Origin of the sequence: Mesorhizobium sp. WSM4312 (assembly GCF_002294875.1) — a bacterium.
GTDB lineage: Bacteria > Pseudomonadota > Alphaproteobacteria > Rhizobiales > Rhizobiaceae > Mesorhizobium.
The window spans coordinates 24,658-46,852 of record NZ_NSFU01000001.1 but is presented as its reverse complement, the minus strand read 5'-3'; the positions used below and the strand labels follow the sequence as shown (position 1 = coordinate 46,852).

The 22,195-nt window shown below is 63.3% G+C and carries 21 protein-coding genes; 13 read left to right on the top strand and 8 right to left on the bottom strand.

Annotation, left to right across the window (positions count from 1 at the left end; all coding sequences use genetic code 11):
• Positions 1–4 precede the first annotated feature (4 nt).
• The 10 genes from rnc to CK228_RS00190 all read left to right on the top strand — a co-directional run bounded on the left by rnc (position 5) and on the right by CK228_RS00190 (position 11,826).
• The gene (gene rnc / locus CK228_RS00235; RefSeq protein ID WP_095770727.1) at positions 5–718 is read left to right on the top strand and encodes a ribonuclease III; all 714 of its coding nucleotides are present in this window, start codon (positions 5–7) and stop codon (positions 716–718) included.
• Positions 703–1,635: a GTPase Era gene (era, locus tag CK228_RS00230; protein ID WP_095770726.1), complete on the top strand. Its 933-nt coding sequence runs from the start codon at positions 703–705 to the stop codon at positions 1,633–1,635. Before rnc ends, era begins: the two co-directional genes overlap by 16 nt.
• Before the next feature lie 669 nt (positions 1,636–2,304).
• Positions 2,305–3,456, top strand: coding sequence for a porin (locus CK228_RS00225; protein WP_095770725.1), 1,152 nt, complete (start codon positions 2,305–2,307; stop codon positions 3,454–3,456).
• A gap of 138 nt (positions 3,457–3,594) precedes the next feature.
• Complete coding sequence (gene recO / locus CK228_RS00220; RefSeq protein ID WP_095786492.1) at positions 3,595–4,356, top strand: DNA repair protein RecO; 762 nt, start codon at positions 3,595–3,597, stop codon at positions 4,354–4,356.
• Between the two features lie 183 nt (positions 4,357–4,539).
• On the top strand, positions 4,540–7,290 hold the full coding sequence (locus CK228_RS00215) for a DUF2339 domain-containing protein (protein ID WP_095786491.1): 2,751 nt from the start codon (positions 4,540–4,542) through the stop codon (positions 7,288–7,290).
• A gap of 161 nt (positions 7,291–7,451) precedes the next feature.
• Complete coding sequence (locus CK228_RS00210) at positions 7,452–7,970, top strand: RNA polymerase sigma factor (protein ID WP_095770722.1); 519 nt, start codon at positions 7,452–7,454, stop codon at positions 7,968–7,970.
• The gene (locus CK228_RS00205; protein ID WP_095786490.1) at positions 7,967–8,758 is read left to right on the top strand and encodes an anti-sigma factor; all 792 of its coding nucleotides are present in this window, start codon (positions 7,967–7,969) and stop codon (positions 8,756–8,758) included. The genes CK228_RS00210 and CK228_RS00205 overlap by 4 nt, the downstream gene beginning before the upstream one ends.
• A 208-nt stretch (positions 8,759–8,966) precedes the next feature.
• Entirely contained in the window at positions 8,967–10,073 is a 1,107-nt protein-coding gene (locus CK228_RS00200) for a peptidase C39 family protein (protein WP_095770936.1), read from the top strand.
• Positions 10,070–11,533, top strand: coding sequence for a RimK family protein (locus CK228_RS00195; protein WP_095770720.1), 1,464 nt, complete (start codon positions 10,070–10,072; stop codon positions 11,531–11,533). The genes CK228_RS00200 and CK228_RS00195 overlap by 4 nt, the downstream gene beginning before the upstream one ends.
• Before the next feature lie 20 nt (positions 11,534–11,553).
• Entirely contained in the window at positions 11,554–11,826 is a 273-nt protein-coding gene (locus CK228_RS00190; protein WP_095786489.1) for a DUF3303 family protein, read from the top strand.
• A 12-nt stretch (positions 11,827–11,838) separates the two neighbouring features.
• Here the strand turns inward: CK228_RS00190 and CK228_RS00185 are convergent, their stop codons facing one another.
• Entirely contained in the window at positions 11,839–12,750 is a 912-nt protein-coding gene (locus CK228_RS00185) for a LysR substrate-binding domain-containing protein (protein ID WP_095786488.1), read from the bottom strand.
• A gap of 113 nt (positions 12,751–12,863) precedes the next feature.
• Between CK228_RS00185 and CK228_RS00180 the strand changes: the two genes are divergently transcribed.
• Positions 12,864–13,754 (top strand): fatty acid desaturase family protein, encoded by an 891-nt coding sequence (locus CK228_RS00180; RefSeq protein WP_095786487.1) that lies wholly within the window; start codon positions 12,864–12,866, stop codon positions 13,752–13,754.
• Between the two features lie 9 nt (positions 13,755–13,763).
• On the opposite strand, the gene CK228_RS00175 is transcribed toward CK228_RS00180, so the two are convergent.
• The 3 genes from CK228_RS00175 to CK228_RS00165 all read right to left on the bottom strand — a co-directional run bounded on the left by CK228_RS00175 (position 13,764) and on the right by CK228_RS00165 (position 17,466).
• The gene (locus tag CK228_RS00175) at positions 13,764–15,905 is read right to left on the bottom strand and encodes an EAL domain-containing protein (protein ID WP_095786868.1); all 2,142 of its coding nucleotides are present in this window, start codon (positions 15,903–15,905) and stop codon (positions 13,764–13,766) included.
• A gap of 65 nt (positions 15,906–15,970) precedes the next feature.
• Positions 15,971–16,606 (bottom strand): HD family hydrolase, encoded by a 636-nt coding sequence (locus tag CK228_RS00170; protein ID WP_095770716.1) that lies wholly within the window; start codon positions 16,604–16,606, stop codon positions 15,971–15,973.
• Positions 16,606–17,466 carry a folate-binding protein YgfZ gene (locus CK228_RS00165; RefSeq protein WP_095770715.1) on the bottom strand — a complete coding sequence of 287 codons (861 nt, stop codon included), beginning with the start codon at positions 17,464–17,466 and terminating at the stop codon, positions 16,606–16,608. Before CK228_RS00165 ends, CK228_RS00170 begins: the two co-directional genes overlap by 1 nt.
• A 75-nt stretch (positions 17,467–17,541) precedes the next feature.
• Here CK228_RS00165 and CK228_RS00160 point away from each other — a divergent pair, with 75 nt between their 5' ends.
• Positions 17,542–18,891 carry a dihydroorotase gene (locus tag CK228_RS00160; RefSeq protein ID WP_179295754.1) on the top strand — a complete coding sequence of 450 codons (1,350 nt, stop codon included), beginning with the start codon at positions 17,542–17,544 and terminating at the stop codon, positions 18,889–18,891.
• Positions 18,892–18,905: 14 nt separating this feature from the next.
• Here the strand turns inward: CK228_RS00160 and CK228_RS00155 are convergent, their stop codons facing one another.
• The 4 genes from CK228_RS00155 to CK228_RS00140 all read right to left on the bottom strand — a co-directional run bounded on the left by CK228_RS00155 (position 18,906) and on the right by CK228_RS00140 (position 21,252).
• Complete coding sequence (locus tag CK228_RS00155) at positions 18,906–19,697, bottom strand: hypothetical protein (RefSeq protein WP_179295753.1); 792 nt, start codon at positions 19,695–19,697, stop codon at positions 18,906–18,908.
• 70 nt (positions 19,698–19,767) lie between these two features.
• Positions 19,768–20,025 carry a hypothetical protein gene (locus CK228_RS00150; RefSeq protein ID WP_008874920.1) on the bottom strand — a complete coding sequence of 86 codons (258 nt, stop codon included), beginning with the start codon at positions 20,023–20,025 and terminating at the stop codon, positions 19,768–19,770.
• Between the two features lie 352 nt (positions 20,026–20,377).
• Entirely contained in the window at positions 20,378–20,755 is a 378-nt protein-coding gene (locus CK228_RS00145) for a TIGR02301 family protein (RefSeq protein ID WP_095786486.1), read from the bottom strand.
• Between the two features lie 62 nt (positions 20,756–20,817).
• On the bottom strand, positions 20,818–21,252 hold the full coding sequence (locus tag CK228_RS00140; protein ID WP_095786485.1) for an NUDIX hydrolase: 435 nt from the start codon (positions 21,250–21,252) through the stop codon (positions 20,818–20,820).
• A gap of 126 nt (positions 21,253–21,378) precedes the next feature.
• Between CK228_RS00140 and CK228_RS00135 the strand changes: the two genes are divergently transcribed.
• Positions 21,379–22,140, top strand: coding sequence for an SOS response-associated peptidase (locus CK228_RS00135; RefSeq protein WP_095786484.1), 762 nt, complete (start codon positions 21,379–21,381; stop codon positions 22,138–22,140).
• Positions 22,141–22,195: the final 55 nt, after the last annotated feature.

Here is a 22,195-nt window from a genome sequence, read left to right as displayed (position 1 = left end):
GGTCATGGCGGCAACAAAACGGTTGACCGCCGATGCGCTCGCGCAAGCGCTGGTGGAACGCACGGGCCATGCTTTTGCCGACCGCCAACGCTTGCAGCGCGCGCTGACCCACGCCAGCGCCCGCGGCGCCAATGCCGGCACCGATTACGAGCGTTTCGAATTTCTCGGCGACCGGGTTCTCGGCCTGGTCGTTGCCGATATGCTGCTGGCGGCGTTTCCCGACGCGGCGGAAGGCGAATTGTCGCTGCGGCTCAATGCGCTGGTCAATGCCGAGGCGCTTTCCGAGATCGCCGAACATATCGGGCTGCCGGATCTGATCCGCGCCGGATCGGATGTGCGCGGGCTCGAGGGGCGCAAGCGCGTCAATCTGCGCGCCGATGCCTTGGAATCGCTGATCGCCGTGCTCTACCTCGACGGAGGGCTGGAGGCGGCGCGCGCCTTCATTCACAAATACTGGCAGCCGCGTTCGCAGGCTTCCGGTGCGGCGCGCCGCGACGCCAAGACCGAATTGCAGGAATGGGCGCATCAGGCGGCAAGTGCGGTTCCCGCCTACCAGATCGACAGCCGCGAGGGGCCGGACCACGATCCATTGTTCACCGTCAGCGTCAGGGTCGGTGCATTTCAACCGGCGATCGGCAGTGGCCGTTCCAAACGTGAAGCGGAGCAGGCAGCCGCGGCTGCCCTTCTGCTGCGCGAAGGTGTATGGAACGCGGCATGACCGATATTGAAACTGCCGAAACCCCCACCACGCATTCCGGCTTCGTCGCGCTGATCGGCGCGCCGAATGCCGGCAAGTCGACCCTGGTCAACCAGTTGGTCGGCGCCAAGGTGTCGATCGTCACCCACAAGGTGCAGACGACGCGTGCCATCGTGCGTGGCATCGCCACCCATGACAATGCGCAGATCGTCTTCGTCGACACGCCCGGCATCTTCAAACCCAAGCGGCGCCTCGACACCGCGATGGTGACCACCGCCTGGGGCGGCGCCAAGGATGCCGATATCGTGCTTTTGCTGATCGATGCCGAGCGCGGCATCCGGGGCGACGCCGATGCCATCCTCGAACGGCTGAAGGATGTGCGCCAGCCGATGGCGCTGATCCTCAACAAGGTCGACCGGGTCAAGCATGAGACGCTTCTGGCTCTGTCCGCGGCGGCGAACGAGAAAGTGCCGTTCAAGCGCACCTTCATGGTCTCGGCGCTGACCGGCTCTGGCTGCAAGGACCTGCTCGATTATCTGGCGCAGGCGCTGCCGGCCGGCCCCTGGTACTATCCGGAGGACCAGATTTCCGACCTGCCGATGCGGCAACTGGCGGCCGAGATCACCCGCGAAAAACTCTATCTCAGGCTGCATCAGGAACTGCCCTATTCCTCGCATATCGAGACCGAGAAATGGGAAGAGAAGCCGGACGGCTCGGTGCGCATCGACCAGACCATCTATGTCGAGCGCGACAGCCAGAAGAAGATCGTGCTCGGCCACAAGGGCGAGACCATCCGCGCCATCGGCCAGGCGGCGCGCATGGAGATAGCGGGCATCCTCGAGCAGAAGGTGCACCTCTTCCTTTTCGTCAAGGTGCGCGAGAACTGGGGCGATGACCCCGAACGCTACCGCGAGATGGGGCTCGAATTCCCGCAGTAGCGCCCTGGCGTGTCATCGACGCGGCGCTGGCCGACCGCAGGCGCTGGACATGACGTGATTCCTCGACCGTCTTTGTTCTCGTTCGCGCACCTGTCGCACTGGGCTCCCTAAAGCCTGTCCGGTGGCACGCACCGGCATGTGATTGTCATGCAGCGAGAGCGCTACCACCACAAATCGGGAAAGCGACAGCGCGCGCCGGTGCGTTTCGATTGCTTTGGCAGATATGGCCAACCCAGCGACCAGCATGGCTATCCGTCGCAACCTCGGAGTGGATTGGATCCCAGTCCACGATAGATGGAACGAAAAATAACCACCGAGTGTTGTCGGAAATAGTCCAAAAATTCCCATTTAACGGGGTCTTTGTGGAATGGTAACCTGCTTAAAACATAGTTAGTCGAGAAATTATCGGGATATATATTGATTTTATGACGTTGTACCGATTGTGCCATTTGCTATACGGCGAGTGTTATTTGTGCAACACAGAATAAAACTGTTCTTTGAATCGCTGTTATTTCAAAAACCGTCATTGAAGGCGGAAGTTTGATGGGTATGTTCGCCGCGAAAAGGGGACGCGGTGCGCGCCTTTTTCGTTGTGGGGGTGAGGCGGGAAAACATATCCGCCAGCCACAAATCCGAAGCCATTTTAAACTTGACTGGAGAGGTCATAAAATGAACATCAAGAGCCTCCTTCTCGGCTCAGCCGCGGCACTGATCGCGGTCAGCGGCGCACGCGCCGCCGACGCTGTCGTCGTCGCCGAACCGGAACCAGCCGAATACGTCAAGATCTGCGACGTCTACGGCGCCGGCTACTTCTACATCCCGGGCACCGAAACCTGCCTGCGCATCGGTGGCTATGTCCGTTATGACATCGGCGTCGGTGACTCCGGCTCGTTGGATGGTGTCAACCATGTCCCGGACCATCAGGACGGCGACACTCATTCGACCTACTACAAGAACACCCGCTTCACGCTGAAGACCTGGACCGGTCAGGAGACCGAACTCGGCACCCTGAAGACCTACACCGAAACCCGCTTCAATTTCGGCAACAGCAGCGGCGACTATACTTCGGGCTCCACTGACTGGCAGGGCCGCAACAAGTCTACGTCGCTGCGGTTCGCCTACATCCAGCTCGGCGGCCTGCGTGTCGGCAAGGACGATACGGCTTTCGATACGTTCATCGGCTATGCCGGCGCCGTCATCCAGGATACGCTGGTTCCTTATGGTGGGCAGGAGAGCAACGTCGTTCAATACTACTTCGACGCGGGCAACGGCATCACCGCGGTGGTCTCGCTCGAAGAAGGCGCCGGCGCCAACACGATCGACAGCTACGTTCCGCATGTCGTCGGCGGCTTGAAGTACAAGGCCGACTGGGGTGCGCTCACCGGTGTTGTCGCCTATGACAGCAACTACGAGGAAGTGGCCGGCAAGGTTCGTTTGGACGTCAACGTCACCAAGGAACTGTCATTGTTCGTCATGGGTGGCTACGGCACCGATGACAACCTGACCGACCCGACCAACGCTGTCAACGCGAAGGGCCGTGGCTTCTACAAGCAGTGGGGCGGCAACTGGGCAGTCTGGGGCGGCGGCACCTACAAGTTCAACGACAAGACTTCGTTCAACGCCCAGGTCTCCTATGACGACTGGAAGAACCTCGGCATCGCCGCCAACGTTGCCTATACAGTTGTGCCCGGCATGACGGTCACGGCCGAAGTCGACTACCTGAATGCTGGAAAGTTCGACGACGCCGACTTCAGCAACTGGACCAAGGCCAACAAGAAGAGCAGCGTCGGCGGCATTCTCCGCTTCCAGCGCTCGTTCTAAAGCATCGACTGACCCTACCAGACCGCCCGCAGCGTATCGCTGCGGGCGTTTTTTTGCTCGCCGTCCCAGTGCCCGGTCTGTCAGGTACCCAAACCCCATACCTTGATTTCGCTGTCCAACGGGTGAAAAGCTCTAGGCATGGAATGGCGCGACGAGGGAATCATTCTCGGCACCCGCAAGCATGGCGAAACCAGCGCCATCCTCGAGGTGATGACCCGCGCGCATGGCCGCCATCTCGGTCTCGTGCGCGGCGGCCGCTCGCGCAAGCAGCAACCCGTTCTCCAGCCCGGCAATCGCGTCGACCTCTTGTGGCGGGCCCGCCTTGACGAGCATCTCGGCACATTCCAGGCCGAGGCGATCGAGATGAACGCTGCCAGGCTGATGGACAGCGCCGTTGCCGTCTACGGCCTGCAGACCATGGCCGCGCATCTGCGCCTCTTGCCCGAGCGTGACGCTCATGGCGGCCTTTACGAGGCGCTTTCCGTGATGATCGTCCATCTCGATGATGCCGACGCCGCCGGCGAACTGGTGGCGCGCTTCGAGCTTCTGATCCTTGATGAACTCGGTTTCGGCCTCGACCTCAGCCAATGCGCCGCCACCGGAACGAAGCAGGATCTGGCCTATGTCTCGCCGAAGTCAGGTCGTGCGGTGTCGCGCGAAGCCGGCGCGCCATGGCGCGACAAGATGCTGGCGCTGCCGGCCTTTCTGCAACGCGGCTCCGGCCTGCGCGGAGATCCTGCGGCGGTCGAGGACGCCTTCCGGCTGACCGGGTTTTTCTTCACGCGCCACGTCTATGAGCCGCGTGCCATCGAACAGCCCGATGCCCGCGCCGGCTTTCTCGCCGCCTTGCGCAAGCATCATGCGACGCGCAAGGCCATTGCCGGAGACAATGCCGCATGATGGAGGTCGACCTTTATCCAGACCGGTTCGTCGCTCGGCGGCAAGTCCTTGGTTTTCGGTACCGAGACATGTTCCAGCCGCCGATCTGGCGGCGCGTTGAGTTTTTCAGCCGTGTAGCCGCCGTATTTGGATGTCAGTGAGATGAAACGTCAGTGAAAACTGGCCTGGTTTGGGGGAACCGCCATGTTTGAAAGTCTGATCGGCCTTGTCGCCATCATCGCCTTGTTCGTTATCATTTCGCGCCAGCAGAGCCGCATCGGTCTGATCGAACGCGAGCTTGGCGCGCTGCGCAGTCTCGTCCTTTCAGGTGCCGTGCCGCCGGTGGCCAAACCGGCAGAACAGATAGCTGCCGAGGGCAAGGCTGACGCGGCGCCGATGGCTGCGGCAGCGGCCGATATCGCCTCGCCGGCGGTGAGTGAACCGATCGTACAGGCGCCGGCTACAGAAACGGAAGCTCCAGCTGGCGAGGCTGTGTCCGGCCCCTGGTCCGCGGGCGAGGCTCCGAAGGCAGCAGAACCTGTCGAGCCGGTTGCAGCGCCCAAGGCTCCCGGCAAGCCGGATATCGAGACGGCACTCGGCACGCGCTGGGCGGTCTGGGTCGGCGGCATCGCGCTGGCGCTGGGTGGCCTGTTCCTGATCCGCTACACAATCGAGGCCGGTATTTTCGGCCCCGGCGTGCGGCTCACCATGGCAGCGGTGCTCGGGCTGGTGCTGGTTGCCGGCGGCGAGTTCATCCGCCGCACCGGCTTCAAGGTGCCGGTGCAAGGCGTTGCCGGCGCCTATATTCCGGCGATCCTGACGGCGGCCGGTGCCTTCATCCTGTTCGGCACCGTCTATGCCGCCCACGGCATTTACGGCTTCATCGGCCCGGCGCTTGCCTTCACGCTGCTTGGTGCCATCGGTGTGGCGACGATCGCGGCGGCCCTGGTCCATGGCCAGGCACTGGCCGGCATCGGTCTTGTCGGCGCCATGGTGACGCCGGTGCTGATCGCCTCGCAGGCGCCTAATCCCTGGGCATTGTTCGGCTACCTCGCCATCGTGCTTGCCACCACCGCTGTCATCGCCCGCATGCGTGACTGGACAGCGCTGATGGCCGCCGCCTTTTTCGGCACCGGCATCTGGACCATTCTTTACATGACCGACGCGCCGGGCGCGAACCTCTCCGCCATCCTGTTCATCGACGCCGTCACCCTGGCCGTGCTCGCTTTTGTCTGGCTCGGCCGCCATCGCGACGAAACCGCCAGGGCCTTCGACTGGCCGTCCATCGTGCCTGGCCTGTTCGTTGCCTTCTCGGCGCTGGGCCTGTCGATCGACCCGGCCTTCGCCGCAGCCGGCTACGCCTTGCCAGGCGCCGTGATCCTCGCGGCGATGGTGGCCGTCGCGCTTTATCGCCCGCTGGCGCTGCCACTGCTTTACGCCGCCGGACTGGCAACGGTCATGATCTATCTTGGCATCATCCCGCCAACCTCGATCGCATCCGACTTTTCGGTCGGCGCTCTCGGTGTCGATGGTTTGCCCGCGGCGACGTCCAATGCACTGACCTTGCGCATCGGCCTTGCGCTGGGCCTGGTCTTCATCGGCTCGGGCATGTGGGCCGCCCGCAAATTCGCGGCATCTGCCTCGTTTCGATCCGCCTCATGGGCGGCATCGGGTGTCATCGTGCCGTTGGTCATCCTGCTGGCACTCTGGTTCACCTTCGGCAATCTGGACCGCGATTTTGTCTACGCCGCCGTCGCCGCACTGCTGGTCGCGGTTTTCGCCGGAGGCGGCGAATGGATCGCGCGCGCCGAAGAGCCTTCACTCAAGGGCGGGTTGGCCGTGTCGTTTGCTCTGGTCGGTGCGGCGCTCGCCAGCCTCTTGATGCTGCACATGGCTTTCAATTCCGGCTGGACCACTATTCTGCTTGGTGCAGCAGCTATCGTGCCGGCGCTGGCTACGCGTTGGCGCTCCTACCCGGTGCTCGGCTGGATTCCGGTTGGCGCCGTGATCGCCGTACTTGGGCGTGTCGGCTTCGATCCGACCATCGTCGGCGCCGAGTTCCTGTCGACGACACCGGTGTTCAACTGGCTGCTGCCGGGCTATGGCGTCCCGGCGCTCGCCTTCGGCTTCGCCGCCTGGCAACTCGCCCGCACCACCAACGGCCGGCCGCGCCTCGCCATGGAAGCGGCGGCGGCGCTGTTTGCGCTGCTTGCCGTTGCCATGCTGGTGCGTCACGCCATGCATGGCGGCGTCATCGACACAGGTCCGATGACGCTCGCCGAACAGGCGATCTACACGCTGATTGCCATCGGCGCCGGCGCCATCCTGGTCGCCATCGACATGCGCTCGCCAAGTTCGGTGCTGCGCTATGGCTCAATGGCGGCGGGCGTGGTTTCTGTCGCCCTGATCGTCATCCGGCACTTCGTGGTGCTCAATCCGCTGTTTACGGACGAATCGACCGGCCGGATTCCGGTCTTCAACCTGTTGTTCCTCGCCTATCTCCTGCCGGCCGTCGCCGCCGGCGGACTGGCGCTCTATGTCAGGGACAAGCGGCCGAAATGGTATGCGCAGATGTTGGCGGTGGTGGCGGCCATGCTTGCGCTGGCTTATGCCACCCTGTCGGTCAGACGGCTGTTCAAGGGTGAGTTCATCGGCCTGTGGAGCGGGCTCGGCCAGCTGGAAACCTACACCTATTCGGCGCTCTGGCTGGCGATCGGCGTGGCGCTGCTCACCGCCGGCGTCTGGCTGAAGTCGCAGGTGCTGCGCATTGCTTCGGCCGCGTTGATCGCGATCGCCGTGCTGAAGGTCTTCCTCTTCGACATGTCGGAGCTGGAGGGCGTACTCAGGGCGCTTTCCTTCATCGGCCTCGGCGCCGTGCTGATCGGCATCGGCCTGTTCTACCAGCGACTTTTGACGCAGGCGGCGAGGGAGAAGATACCGGTCGTCGAACAATGACGGCAGGCGTTCAATCGAGCCGGGAATAAACCGGCTCCCGCCAGCGTTATCTCATTGCTTGGGTGACCGGGGCGGCGGACCGCTTCGCGCTGGCCGCTTGCGTCGCGCCGGGAAGGCGCGTTGAATCGGGATCAACAAGGGCGATTTCAGAACCAGCGGTCATGGACGAAAAGAAGGCAGCAATCCTTGGCGAAATACCGCGCCTGCGCCGCTACGCACGCTCGCTATTGCGCGACCGGGATTCTGCCGACGACCTCGTCCAGGATTGCCTCGAGCGCGCACTCGTGCGGCTCGACAACTGGCAGACGGGAGAAAGCCCCAGGAGGTGGCTGTTTACGATCATGCATCATTTGTTCATCGACCAGATGCGCAAGGTGAACCGTCGCGGTGAAGCGGCGATGCTGCCCCTGGAAGCGGGCGAGGCGGTTGCCCAGCCGGCCGAGCAGTTGGACGGCATAGCCTCACGCGAGATCATCGACGCGCTGCAGGCGATCAGCCCCGATCGCCGCGCGGCCCTTGTGATGGTCGCCATCGAGGGTTTTTCCTATGCCGAGGCCGCCAACATGCTGGGCGTGCCCGCCGGCACGCTGATGTCGCGCATTGCGCGCGGGCGTGAGGAACTGCGCGGTTTGCTGGATGACACGGCGCGTCGCCGCGCGATAAGGATCGTCGAGAAATGATCCGCCGCGATTTTTCAGAACGTGACATCCATATGGCGCTCGACGGCGAACTGCCGGCCGACGAGCGCGCCGCCTATGATGCCTGGCTCGACGCCAATCCCGAGATGAAGGCCAGGAGCGCCCGCTTCACAGCCGACCGGGAGGCACTGCGCTCGGCCTTTGCCGGCGTGCTGGATGAACCTGTTCCCGCGCGCTTGCGCAAGGTGGTGCTCGGCGAAGCGCCGGTTAAGGCTGCGATGCCGCGCTCGCGCTGGTGGCTTGCGGCTGCCGCCGCGGTGCTTTTGGCCACGGGTGGATTTGGCGGCTACTTTGCCGGCATGGACGCCATCCGACAGGAGGATCCGGCGGAAGATCGGCTCGCCGAACAGGCGATTGCCGCCCATGTCATATACGCCGCCGAGAAGCGGCATGCCGTGGAAGTGCCGGCCAGCGACAAGGATCATTTGCAGACCTGGCTGTCCAACCGGGTCGGGCTGAAGCTGGTGGCGCCGGACCTGACCGCGAACGGCTTCCAACTGGTTGGCGGCCGCTTGCTGCCGGCCGGCGACAGCAAGGCCGCGATGCTGCTCTACGAGGACGACAAGGGCGAACGCATATCCCTCTTCGTCACCGCGGAATCGGTGGAGAATGCCAAGGGCACCTATGCTTCGGTGCAGGACGGCCCGCAGGCCGTCTACTGGCTGGACAAGGGCTATGGCTGCGCCGTCGTCGGCTCGCTGCCGCGCGAGCAATTGGCGGTCGTGGCCAAGAATGCCTATGGCCAGCTTCTGGCAGGCCTCGCAAGCTGAGTTGGCCGCAATTGTTCGCAGCCGGTGGCCTGTCAAAACAGCGATCCTGTTCAAAGCCCGCGAGCTTCCTTGCCGCGGCGGAAACTGTCACAATTCGGCCCTAATCAAGGAGCGATAGCGCTTGATGAATACCGGCGCTTCGGCTGGTGTTTGCGACGCTTTTGACCGGGGCCGTTTCCGCAACGCAATCGAGGTTTTCCCAAGTCGCATGCCTGCCGAGATCCGCACGGCCCGCGCGTCTGACGTCGATGATCTCGCCGCCATCGAGAAAGCCGTTTTTTCGAGCGATCGCATTTCCCGTCGCTCCTTTCGCCTGTTCATCGAGCGCGAGACCGCCGAGACGCTGGTCGCCGAGCTCGACGGCCGCGTCGCGGGCTACGCGATCGTGCTGTTTCGCAAGGGCAGTGGGGTGGCGCGGCTCTATTCCATAGCCGTCGGCCCATTTTTCGGCGCGCTCGGCATCGGGCGCCAGCTTTTGACCGCGGCGGAGGAGGCGGCCTTCGGGCACGACCGCATGATGCTGCGTCTCGAAGTGCGCGAGGACAACGGCCGCGCCATCGGCATCTACGAGCAGGCCGGCTACCGCAAGATTGGCCGCGAGCCTGGCTATTACGAGGACGGCGCGACCGCGCTTCGTTATGAGAAAACCCTGCGCGGCGACCTTCCGGTCGCCACAAGGGTGCCGTTCTACCAGCAGACCTGCGAGTTCACCTGCGGCCCATGCTGCCTGATGATGGCGATGGCCAATTTCGATCGCGGCTTCGTGCCCGATCCGGTGATGGAAATCCGCCTCTGGCGCGAAGCCACGACCGTCTTCATGATGTCGGGGCCGGGCGGCTGCGAACCATTCGGCCTGGCTGTCTCGGGTTATGAAAGCGGACTCGCGGCGGAGATCTTCGTTTCCTTCTACGGCGCGCTGTTCCTGCAATCGGTGCGCAGCGAGGACAAGCGCCGCGTGATGGAACTGGCCCAGGTCGACTTTCGCCGCCGCGCGGAACTTTACGGCATCCCGGTGAATTACCGCCCGTTCACCCTAGATGACATCAGAACCGCGATCGCCGCGGGAAAACTGGTGCTGGTGCTGATCAGCGGCTTCCTTATGTTCGGCAAGAAGGTGCCGCACTGGGTGCTGGCCATCGGCGACGACGGCGATCATATTCTGATCCACGACCCCTGGGTCGAGGACGAAAGGCAGGAAACCATCCTTGATGCCGCCAACATTCCCGTGCCCTACGGCATCTTCATGAACATGGCGCAGTTCGGCCGCGACGGACTGCGTGCCGCCATCACTCTGGGGAAGCGCGACACACAATGACCTGGGTCATCCTTACCGGCCGGCAGAGCGATCTCGACCAGGTGGCGACACCGCACAAGATCATCACCAATCGCGACTATCTCGCGCATCCGTCGCTGTTCCGCGGCCAGCGGCCGAAGGTCATCAACCTGTCGAACAATTACGGCTACCAGAGCCGCGGCTACTATGCCTCGCTGCTGGCGAGTTCACGCGGCCACAAGGTCATTCCGACCGTCGAGACGATGATCGACCTGTCCGAACGCAAGCTCTACGAACATGCGCTGCCGGAACTGGAACTGGCGCTCAACAAATGCCGCAAGGACCTCGGCGGCGCCTTTCCGGCCAAGGTGTGCATCTTCTTCGGTATCGGCCCGTCGAAAGTCTGGGACCGCTTCTCCAAGCTCCTTTTCGACTGGTTCCGGGCGCCGGCACTCGAGGTCCACATCAAGGACAGCGCCGAATGGGCCTCGATCCGCAAGATCGGCTTCCATCCGCTGGCGCGCATGACCGAGGATGAGGAAAAAAGCTTCATCCAGTGCCTGGAGACCTACACCAACCGCGAATGGCGCGACACCAAGGGGCGCACGCCGGCGCGCTACACCTTCGCCACGCTGGTCGATCCGCACGAGGAACTGCCGCCGTCGGAAATCTCGTCGCTGCGCTACTGGGCCAAGATCGCCGAAAAGATGGGCGTCGAAATCGAGCCCATCACCAGGAAGGACCTTGCCAAGCTCGCGAACTATGATGCACTGTTCATCCGCGAGACCACCTCGATCTCCAACCACACCTATCGTTTCGCCCGCCGCGCCCAGCAGGAAGGCATGCCCGTCATCGACGATCCACTGTCGATGATCCGCTGCACCAACAAGGTCTATCTCAACGAGCTGATGGCCTACAACAAGGTGCCGGTGCCGCCGACCGTGATGATCGCCGGCACCTCCGACTTCGAACTGGCCGCACAGACGCTGGGCTTCCCGCTGGTGCTGAAGATCCCGGATTCGTCCTTCTCGCGCGGCGTCAAGAAATGCGAGAATCTCGAGGAACTGACACGGCTTGCGACCGAGTGGCTGGAGGATTCCGACCTTCTCATCGCGCAGAAATTCATTCCGACCGAATATGACTGGCGCGTCGGCGTGCTCGGCGGCCAGCCGCTGTTTGCCGTGCACTATCTGATGGCCAAGAAGCACTGGCAGATCGTCAATCACAAGGCCAATGGCAAGCCCGACCAGGGCGGCATCAAGACCTTCACGCTGAAAGAGACGCCGCCCCATGTCGTCGAGACGGCGGTCAAGGCGGCGCGCTGCATCGGCGACGGCCTCTACGGCGTCGACCTCAAGGAGACCAAGGACGGCGTCTTCGTCATCGAGGTCAACGACAACCCAAATCTCGACCATGGCTGGGAGGATTCCGGCGAGAAGGACGAGGTTTGGGTGCGGCTGACGCAGTGGTTCCTGGAGCGCCTCGACCGGCCGGGGCGGTAACGGTCAACCAAGGGGAAGACATGCAGTTCATCGTGATCGAGGATTTCACCGGCTGCGACCGCAAGGATATCTACCGCCGCTTCCGCGATCGGGGCCGCCTGAAGCCGGAGGAGCTTGTCGTGCACCACAGCTGGATCGCCGCGGATATGAGCCGCTGCTTCCTGCTGGTGGAGACGGACGACGTCACACTGCTGCAGCGCTGGGTGATCGAATGGGCTGATCTGGTCGAGTTCGAGATTGTTCCGGTGGCGACGAACAAGGACATGGTGGCGGCCTTGAGCGGGCACCTCTGACTAAAGGACGGGTCAGCGGAGCGCCGGCGAGCCCACAGCGCGCCGGCATTCCTCTATCAGCCAATCGCGGAACGCCGCCACGACATCGCGCCTGGCGCTGCGCTCCGGAATGGTCAGGCAATAGGGCTGGCGCAGCGCGATCGCCCTTGCGGCGGGTCGGACCAGCCTGCCGTCCTCCACCGCTTCGGCACAATAGACCCCTTGCGCCAGTGCCACGCCCAGCCCCGAAATGGCGAGGTCGAGGGCGGCGCGCGACGAGTTGGCCGACAGGCCCCGCTGCGCCGCCCGTCCGGGCTGGGCACCTTCAGCCTCGAACCAGTTGCGCCAGGACGGAAACGAGGCGCCGGTCGGTCCCCAGTCGGTGTGGATCAGCGGCAACCCGGCGAGTGCCTCCGCCTTGATCGTGCTGGCAAGCCCCGGTGTGCAGACCGGATAGACGGCGTCCCGGGTGATGTCCTCGGTCGGGTGCTCGCGATAGTGCAGACCGTAGGAGAGCCTGATGTCGATCAGTTCACGGTCGAACGGCACCGGGTCGTCGTCGCCACGCAGCGAGATGTCGGCGGCACCGTGGCTGGCGACGAAGCCCGCCAGACGCTGGGAAAGCCAACCCATGGCCATCGAAGGCGGCACCGATACCACCAGGCGCGGGCGGAAGGCATCGCCGCCCAATTCGCGCGAGACACTGCCGATTTCCTGGAAGGCCATGGTCAACCGTGGCAGCATTTCCACGCCGGCCTCGGTGAGCACAACCTTGCGGTTGACCCGATGAAACAGCTTGCGCCCCATCTGTTCCTCGACGGTGCGGATAAGCTGGCTGACGGCGGCGGCCGAGACCGAAAGCTCTTCCGCTGCCGCGGCGAAGCTGCCCGTGCGCGCCGCGGCCTCGAAAGCCTGAAGTCCTTTGAGCGATGGAGATGTGACCATGATCGCCAGATAGATAAGGTGAGCTTATCCAAATCGCAGGAATCGTCGTTTTTGGAAAGCTTTTTCACCGCCTAGAGTGGGCCTTGTCAAATCGCCAGCCTGGATCGAAACCGATGGACCATCGCGACATCATCGCGTCACTAACCCCGGAAGAGCGCGGTCGCCTGACCGCCAAGTCCAACGCTGCGGGTCTCGTTCAGCTCGGCGCCCATTGGGGGGCGATTGCGATCATTGGATCGCTGATCGCCGCGAAAGTACCATTCTGGCCGCTGCTGATACTGCCGCAAGGCATCCTGATCGTCTTCCTGTTCACGCTGCTGCATGAGACGGTTCATCGCACGGCCTTCGCGACGCAGTGGCTGAACGATGCCGTGGCGCGCGTATGCAGCCTGGCGCTGGCGCTGCCGGCCGACTGGTTCCGCTATTTCCATTTCGCCCACCACCGCTTCACCCAGGACCCCGAAAACGATCCGGAGCTGGCCTTTCCCAAGCCGGAAACGCTAAGACAGTATCTCGTGCATGTTTCCGGCATCCCGCTGTGGTGGGGCCATCTCAAGACGCTCTACGCCAATGCGGTTGGCAGCAGCCAGGAAAGCTATGTCCCGCCGAAAGGCCGGCCCAAGGTGCGGGCCGAAGCGCGCGCCATGATTGCTTTCTACGCGGTCGTCCTTTTGCTTGCCGTCTATTTCCGGCTCTCCGTGCTTTTCTATGTCTGGATCATTCCCGCTCTGCTGGGGCAGCCGTTTCTGCGCCTCTATCTGCTGGCCGAGCACGGCCGCTGTCCGTTCGTGGCCAACATGCTGGAGAATACGAGAACCACGCTGACCAACTGGGTGGTGCGCAAGCTCGCCTGGAACATGCCGTTCCATGCCGAGCATCACGCCTATCCCGGCGTGCCGTTTCACCAATTGCCGCTGTTTCACGCGCTGATCGAGCGGCATCTGAAGGTGGTCGAGCCGGGCTATGTCAGCTTCCACGAGAAATATATCGAAACGCTGAATTGACCGATGCCATCAGCCGGTCTGGCTGTGTAGCGCACGCGCCTTCAACAGACGCTGGATGTCCGCTGCCTTCGACGGCACGCCGATCAGATAGCCTTGCGCCTCTTCACAGCCATTGTCGCGCAGCATGTCGAGTTGTACCTCGGTCTCGACGCCCTCGGCGGTGACGACAATACCAAGCTCGTTGCCGAGGCCGATAATGGTGCGGACGATCGCCGCCGTGTCGCGATTGCCCATATCGCGGATGAAGGAGCGGTCGATCTTGATCTTGTCGACCGGGAAACGCCTGAGATAGCCGAGCGAGGAATAGCCGGTGCCGAAATCATCCAGCGCGATGCGGATGCCGAGATCGCGCAACTGCCGCAGCGTCTTCAGCACGGCCTTGCTCTCGTCCATCAGCACGGTTTCGGTGATTTCCAGCTCCAGCTGTCCGGCCGGCACCCCGGAAAAGGCCAGGGCCGAGATGACGCTGCGGGCAAACCCGCCGCTTTTGAGCTGCACGGCCGAGACATTGACCGCGATGCGCAGGCCGGGAGGCCAGCTGGCCGCCGCTGCGCAGGCCTTCCTCAGCGCCCACTCGCCGAGCGGCACGATCAGTCCGGTCTCTTCGGCGACGGGAATGAACGCGTCTGGCGCGACCGTGCCGCGCGTCGGGGAATGCCAGCGCATCAAGGCCTCCGCGCCGATGATCTCGCCGGAGGCGATGTTCATGATGGGCTGGAAATCGAGATCGAACTCCTGGCGCGGCAGCGCCGCGTCGAGGTCGACCTCGAGCGCCCGCCGGGCCTGCACGATGGCATCCATCGCGGGCTCGAAGAAGCGATAGAGGTTTCTCCCTTCGCTCTTGGCCCGATAGAGCGCCGTATCGGCGTTTTTCAGCAGCGTATCGGCGTCCTTGCCATCTTCAGGGAAAACGGCGATGCCGAGGCTGATGCCGATATGCATATCCCGGCTCTTGTCGCGAAACGGTTTTGCGATGGCCTCGACGATGCGCTTCGCCAGTTTTTCAGCATCGGCGATGCCCCTCGAGTTGAACTGCATGACGACGAACTCGTCGCCGCCGAAGCGGGCGACCACGTCTGTTTCATTGCGCAGGCAACGCTGCAGCCTCTCGGCGACGCTTTTCAGGAGCCAGTCGCCGGCGGGATGTCCCCAGGTGTCGTTGATCGCCTTGAAGCGGTCGAGATCGAGCGAGAAGATTGCCAACGGCGGTGCCGCCGCATCCTCCAACGCCACGTCGAGCCGTTCGCGGAACATCGAGCGATTGGGCAGTCCGGTCAGCGTGTCGTGATGCGCAAGATGGATCATGCGCTCTTCGGTGCGTCGACGTTCGGTGACGTCGTCGAAGGTCACCACCCAGCCGCCGCCACTCATCGGCTGGCGCGTGACCAGGATCGTCCTGCCGTCGGTTAGATAACGATAGGCCTCGTGCATTTTTGCCGCTTTCAGGCAGGCTTCGGTTTTGGCGACTTCGCTGTCGACGTCGATCTTCTGGTAGATGCCGAGCTCCAGCAGTTTTTCGAGCGCGTCGCGATGCGTCGTCCCAAGCGGAAAGTCCGCCGCGGTGGCTTTGTAGAGCTCTAGAAAGCGCCGGTTGCGTACGATCATCTTGCCGTCGGCGTCGTACATCAGCAGGCCTTGCGACATGTTGGCGAGTGCCGCGTCGAAACGGCGATGCTGCTCCTTGAGATCCTGCTCGGCGCGCCGCTGTTCGGTGATGTCCTCGTAGATCGAGACCCAACCGCCGAGGGCCAGCGGGCGGTGCGAGATGTTGATGATGCGACCGTCCGACAGCGTTTCTTCGTAGGTCGAGGGTTTCGCCTGGTCGATATAGGGTTTGCGGATGGCATAGAGCTCGTCGGCGCTTTGCGAGGCGATGCCGATGTCGACACTGTGCCGCAGGATGTCGATGAAGCGGATGCCCGGTCGTACCAGCTTGGCGTCGAGGCAGAAGATGTCGATGTAGTTGCCGTTGCAGATGATCATGCGTTCGTCGGCATCGAACATGCACAAACCGTGCGACATGTTCTCGACAGCGGCGGAAAAGCGCTCGTTCTGTTCGCGCAATTCGTCTTCCATGTGGCGAGAGCGCTCCACGCCTTCGGCTGCCCGCTCCGGGACGATCGAACCATCCTTGACATCCACGACGGGCATGAGGCGCGCCTGCGGTGCGTGATCGAACACCACACTGTTGCCGTTTCCGGTTAATTTAGCGTTCTCTACCCTACCGCCGATGTCGCAACTGGATGCCGCGACTTCTCAAGCGCCGAAAACCGCTTCAGGAAGGCATCCTGCGCCCAAGTCACCGAGCGTGGTGTGAAATCGAAGCGCTCGGCGGAGAAACCGCGCGGACGGCCGAAGAATTCGGTCGCTTCGGCGGTCGAGAAGCCCGCAAGCAGCGTTGCCTCGAAATAGGCGGCGATCTGGTCGGCGCGCTTGATGTCCCTGCGCACCGCCGCGGCCGGTTCGGGAGGCAGCGAGAAGCGCTGATGGATGGCGCGCTGCAGGCGCAATTCGCAGTCCTTGTAGCTGCCGCCCATCACCGACTTGAACGGCGAGATCATGTCACCGATGACATATTCAGGTGCGTCGTGCAGCAGCGCGGCGAGCCGGTCGGTGGCAGAAGCCTGAGGCACCAGATTATTGAACAGGGCTTCGACCAGCAGCGAGTGCTGGGCGACCGAAAACGCATGCTCGCCGCTGGTCTGGCCGTTCCAGCGGGCGACGCGGGCGAGCCCATGGGCAATGTCGGAAATCTCGATGTCGAGCGGCGAGGGGTCGAGCAGGTCGAGCCGGCGGCCGGACAGCATGCGCTGCCAGGCGCGTGGCGGCGCCCCGGTGCGGTCCGCCGCCATCAGGCTTCCTCCGCGCTGACGGTTTCCTGCGGAAAACTGAATTTGGCCCAAGTGGGAATGGCCATCGTCACCGGCACATCGCCAGCCAGGATCGGCTGGCCGGCGTCGAGCGCCGCCTTGACCCTGTCGATGCGGGCAATGGCAAGCCCGATGTCGCCGGCGCTCGAGCCGAGCGTGCCGACCGGCCGGCCCTCGACGGTGAGTTCGGTGCCGGAGGCGGGCAGGGCAAGCCCAGCTTGCACGATCAGCACACGTCGCCTGGCGGTGCCGCGATGCTGCATGCGCGAGACCACTTCCTGGCCGACATAGCAGCCTTTCTTGAAGCCGACGCCGCCGGTCTGGTCGAGCAGCACGTCATGCGGGAAGGCGTCGCCCAACGCATAATCGGCACCGCTCTCCGCGATGCCATGGGCGATGCGGAAGGCCTGCCATGCAGCGATGTCGCCGGCGTCCGCAATGCCGGCATAGGTGCGTGTGACGCTTTCCTTGGCAAAGCGCTTGTCGGCAAACGCGGTTGAATCATTTTCTGAGGCGATTGACTCCTTTCCCCACGCAACTGCGACAAGGGACTGTTCCGACTTGGCAATCTCGACCTTGGCGCGAAGCTTGTAGAGCATCAGCCGGCGAATGAAATCGTCTGAAATGTCGGCCCGGCATTCCAACCGGAAGGCGTTTTCGCCGGCACGCGAGATCAGGAAGTCGAACAGGATCTTGCCTTGCGGCGTCAACAGCGCGCCCGGCTTGGCTTCGCCGGCGCCGAGCGTATCGAGATCGGTGGTCAGGATGTTTTGCAGAAAGTGCTCGGCATCCGGGCCGGAGACGGAGATGAGCGCGCGGTCTTTCAGCAGGGCAAAGGGCATGGGAAGGATAAAAGCCTGATCTTGCAAAACGGTTGGCCATTACGTAAGCCGCTGACACTCCCCCCGCAAGAGAGCATGGCCATGACCTACGACCTCATCCTGACAGGCGGCACAGTGGTCAACCATGATGGCGAGGGGGCACGTGATATCGGCGTGAAGAATGGACGCATCGCCACAATAGGCGATCTCCGCCAGGCCTCGGCCGGCGAGACGATCGACTGTGGCGGCCTGCATATCCTGCCGGGCGTCATCGACAGCCAGGTGCATTTTCGCGAGCCTGGACTGGAGCACAAGGAAGATCTGGAAACCGGCTCGCGGGCGGCGGTGCTTGGCGGCGTCACCGCGGTGTTCGAGATGCCCAACACCAACCCGTTGACCACCAGCGAGGCAACGCTGGCCGACAAGGTGCGGCGTGGCAGCAGGCGCATGCATTGCGACTTCGCGTTCTGGGTCGGCGGTACCCGCGACAACGCCAGGGATGTCGGCGAGCTCGAGCGGCTGCCGGGCGCCGCGGGCATAAAGGTTTTCATGGGTTCGTCCACCGGCGACCTGCTGGTCGAGGATGACGAAGGCGTCGCCTCGATCCTGCGGAACACCCGCCGCCGTGCCGCCTTTCATTCGGAGGATGAGTTCCGCCTGCGCGAGCGCCTTGGCGAACGCATCGAGGGTGAGCCGTCATCGCATCCGGTCTGGCGCGACGAGATCGCCGCCTTGCGTTGCACCGAACGGCTGGTGCGCATCGCGCGCGACGTTCGCGCCCGCATACATGTCCTGCACATCTCGACCGCCGAGGAGATCTCATTCCTCGAACAGCACAAGGACGTCGCGACCTGCGAAGCGACGCCGCACCATCTGACGCTCAGCGCCGACGACTATCCCAGACTCGGCACGCTGATCCAGATGAACCCGCCGGTGCGTGCCTCCCGCCACCGCGATGGCGTCTGGCACGGCATCGCGCAAGGCATTGTCGACGTGCTCGGCTCCGATCATGCACCGCACACGCTGGCCGAAAAGGCAAAACCCTATCCGGCCTCGCCCTCGGGCATGACCGGTGTGCAGACGCTGGTGCCGATCATGCTCGATCACGTCAACGCAGGCCGGCTGACATTGCAGCGTTTCGTCGATCTCTCGAGCCACGGCCCGCAGCGCATTTTCGGCATGGCCAGAAAAGGCCGCATCGCCGCCGGCTACGACGCCGACTTCACGGTTGTCGACATGAAGCGGCGTGAGACCATCACCAATGCGCAGGCTGGTTCGAAGGCGGGCTGGACGCCTTATGACGGCAGGGAAGTCACCGGCTGGCCGGTCGGCACCGTCATTCGCGGCCGCCGCGTCATGTGGGAAGGCGAAATCGTGACGCCCGGGCAGGGCACGGCGGTGGAGTTTTCCGAGGCCTTGTCGTCTGAGCCTCCTTTCCCCTTCTGATCAGGGGCAAGCCCTCAGTCTCCGGCGACGAAAAATGTCCACTGGCCTCCAGGCGTGATGCCGACGCGATAGAAAATATAGGCGCCGAACTGCTTCATATCGTCGAAATCGCCGGCGGTGACGATCTTGAACAGTTCGACCCGCTGCTTGGCGTCGAGCTTGTCCAGCGGCAGCGCGAAGAAATACGGCCAGACATAGAGTTCCTGCGCTGTTCCGGCGTCGACATGGACATAGCCGGCGCTGAGCACTTCCTCCAGTATGGCCAGGATCTCCTGGCCATCAGGGTCGCCGGACAGGCCCTTGAGGAAAGCGATGGCGTCGCCGTCGATGTCGGCCAGCGACAGCTGGGTCATGCTGTCGCCCTTGCCGATCAGGGGCCGCAGCTTTTCAATGTCGCCGCTCTTGCAGGCCTCGATGATCAGATCATGCATGCGCCGCACGGGCTCTGGCAGCTTGCTAAGGTCGTAGACGACCTCGGGCAAGGGTGCTTCGGGATCGACACGCGGCCTGTTGGTGCCGCCATCCGATGGACTGTCGGGCTCCGCGGCGTCCGGAGCGGCCGGCTGCTGGCCGGTCGAAGGTGGCGTTCCCACCGGGTCGGGCATGGGAATCGCGCCGCCGGGCGACGAAACGTCGTCATCCGCTGACGGTGTCACAGGCGAGGGAAGCTCTTCGCGTTGGATCTCGCTCAGCGCATGAGCAGGGCTGCTTGCCAGGCACGTCACAAAGGCAATCGCGGCACAGCACGCGGCGAGACGGATGTGGAGGACCAAGCCCTTAGGCCGGCCTGACATCGGAAAATTCACTGCCCGTATCTCCTTGGCCCCGGGCATGATGCCCAAACGGCACTCGATCGTCAAAGAACCGGATGTCGGTTCAGTGCCGCAGCCGCTCGGGTTCGAAGGCGCCAGCAATCACCTTTTCACGCATGCGGTCGAGCAGGGCAAGGGCCGATGTCTCGCCGTTGGCGCGCAGCATTTCACCAAACGCGGTCTCAAGCGCCGCCTCGGCAATGATCTCGGGCTCGATGCCGGCCGAAAGGCCCTCGGCCCAGGCTTCGCTGTGGCTTTCCACCGCCGTCAGGCGCTTTTCTTCCCTGACCAGCGCGTCGATGTCGTTGACACCATGTTCCATAAGCGATGTCCACCCTTTCAAGCTGCGATCCCTCAGAGCGGATCAGGCTTGATCTGTTCCGTTTACACGCAGCCTTGAGTAAGTATCTGTAAATACGACATTTTTTTGATCGTCTTTTACAGCAGACGGCTGTGTTTGGCGAAGCTGCGTTTCAACCCGGATCAAACTTAGCCGATTAGGCCGGCCTGCGGGGTGAAAACCTTCAGTTTGAGTTAATTTCGCATTCTTGCGGTAACGTTTGATTAACGTTGTTGCAGAAGTGCAACATCAGGATTGCACCAAGACACAGACCGCTACAAGCCGGATTTGTCTGATAGGACCAGCGACGGCGCGGATATCTGTTGATGGCCGCCTAATTGCCGTAGCGCGAGGCGATGTCGCGCGACAGCGTCTCGCCTTCCTTCATGTAACGGCTGATGGCTTCCGTGGCTGAAGCCGTGCACTTCGTATAGGTGCCGCCGAAGGAACGATAGCCGCGATTGAAGCTGGCGATGAAGCGGGCGCGACGCTCCGGATCCGGATTTTCCGATTCGAGCAGTTTTTCCATTTGGCCACGCCACTGGTCGCCCTTCTCGCCGCACAGATTGCGCAGGAAATGCAGCGACCCCAGCACCTCCGCCAGCCGCATCAGTCCCGGCTCGAACGGTGACTCGGCGCTGAACGCCGGCCGCGCGGCCGCGGCCGTACTGACGGCAAGGCACAAAGCGACAAGGAAAGGAGCGCGGCTCATAAGTCTATGTGGCCAAACAATTTGTCGCCTGCAAGGCGTTTCCGGCGCGGCGGTTGGGGAATTCAGCGGCTTTCGGGGGAACCAGCTGGTCGGCCAAGCAGATCCTCCGCCACCGCGAACACCGAGCCGGCAAGCGGCAGCGCCGCCATCTCGCGGAGCGTGTAGAAGGCTGCTGTCTCGGCATCGTCGCTGGCCACGGCCTCGCCGCCGGCATAGGCGGCACCAAAGACCGTGAGGCGGTAATCGACAGGGTGGGAATCGTCCCTGCCGTCGATATGGATTTCCCGAAGCGGGCGAAAACCGGTGGCACGCAAGCCGGTCTCTTCCAGCAGCTCGCGCCTGACAGCATCCTCCAGCGTCTCGCCGGCCTCGACCTTGCCGCCAGGAAAGGCGTAGAGACCCTGTGAAGGTTGCCGTGCCCGCTTGACCAACAGCACGGTGTCGCCGCGCACCACGGCTACCGAGACCGCCGGCAGTATCTTTCGTGTATTGTTCATGGCTCCCACCGTTCGGCCGCCGCAGCCCGCTGTGGACGGCCGCCGCCTGACAGCTTTAGCGGTTGCAGTGCGGCTGTTCCATTGTCACTTTCCGGCGGCGCCATTCGAAGGCAGGAGCAATCGATCATGTGCGGACGTTTCGCCTTGACCGCCACACCGGATCAGACCGCTGCCTTTCTCGGCCTGGCGGAGCTCGAGGATTTCCCGGCCCGCTACAACATCGCGCCGACGCAACCGGTGCTGATGGCGACCGCCGGTGCGCCGCGGGCACCGGGTTCCAATTTGCCCGATCGGCAACCGATGCTAGTGCGCTGGGGGCTCATTCCCACCTGGGTCAAGGACACAAGGGAGTTTCCGCTGCTGTTCAACGCGCGCTCGGAAGGCGCAACCGAAAAGGCCTCCTTCAAGGCCGCCATGCGCCATCGCCGCACGCTGGTGCCGGCGTCAGGCTTCTACGAATGGCGGCAGAGCGGGGGCAAGAAGGGGCAACCCTACTGGATCCGGCCCAGGCAAGGCGGCCTGGTCGCCTTTGCCGGCCTGATGGAGACCTATGCCGAGCCCGGCGGTTCGGAAATGGACACCGGCGCCATCCTGACGGTCAACGCCAATGCCGCCATCGCCCACATCCACGATCGAATGCCTGTGGTCATCGATCCCGGGGATTTCGCCCGCTGGCTGGATTGCCGCACGTTGGAGCCGCGCGATGTCGCCGACCTGCTGCGGCCGGCGCAACCGGATTTATTCGAAGCTATCCCCGTCTCCGACCTCGTCAACAAGGTCGCCAACACCGGCCCGGAGATTCAGCAGAGGGGCGAGGTCGGGCCGGAGCCCGAGAAGACCAGGCGCCAGAAGCCCGACGCGGACGACAGTCAGATGACGTTGTTCTAGCTGAAGTTTCTGTCTGGAGGCTTATACGCCTCATGCCCGGCGCCTTTGGCGCCGG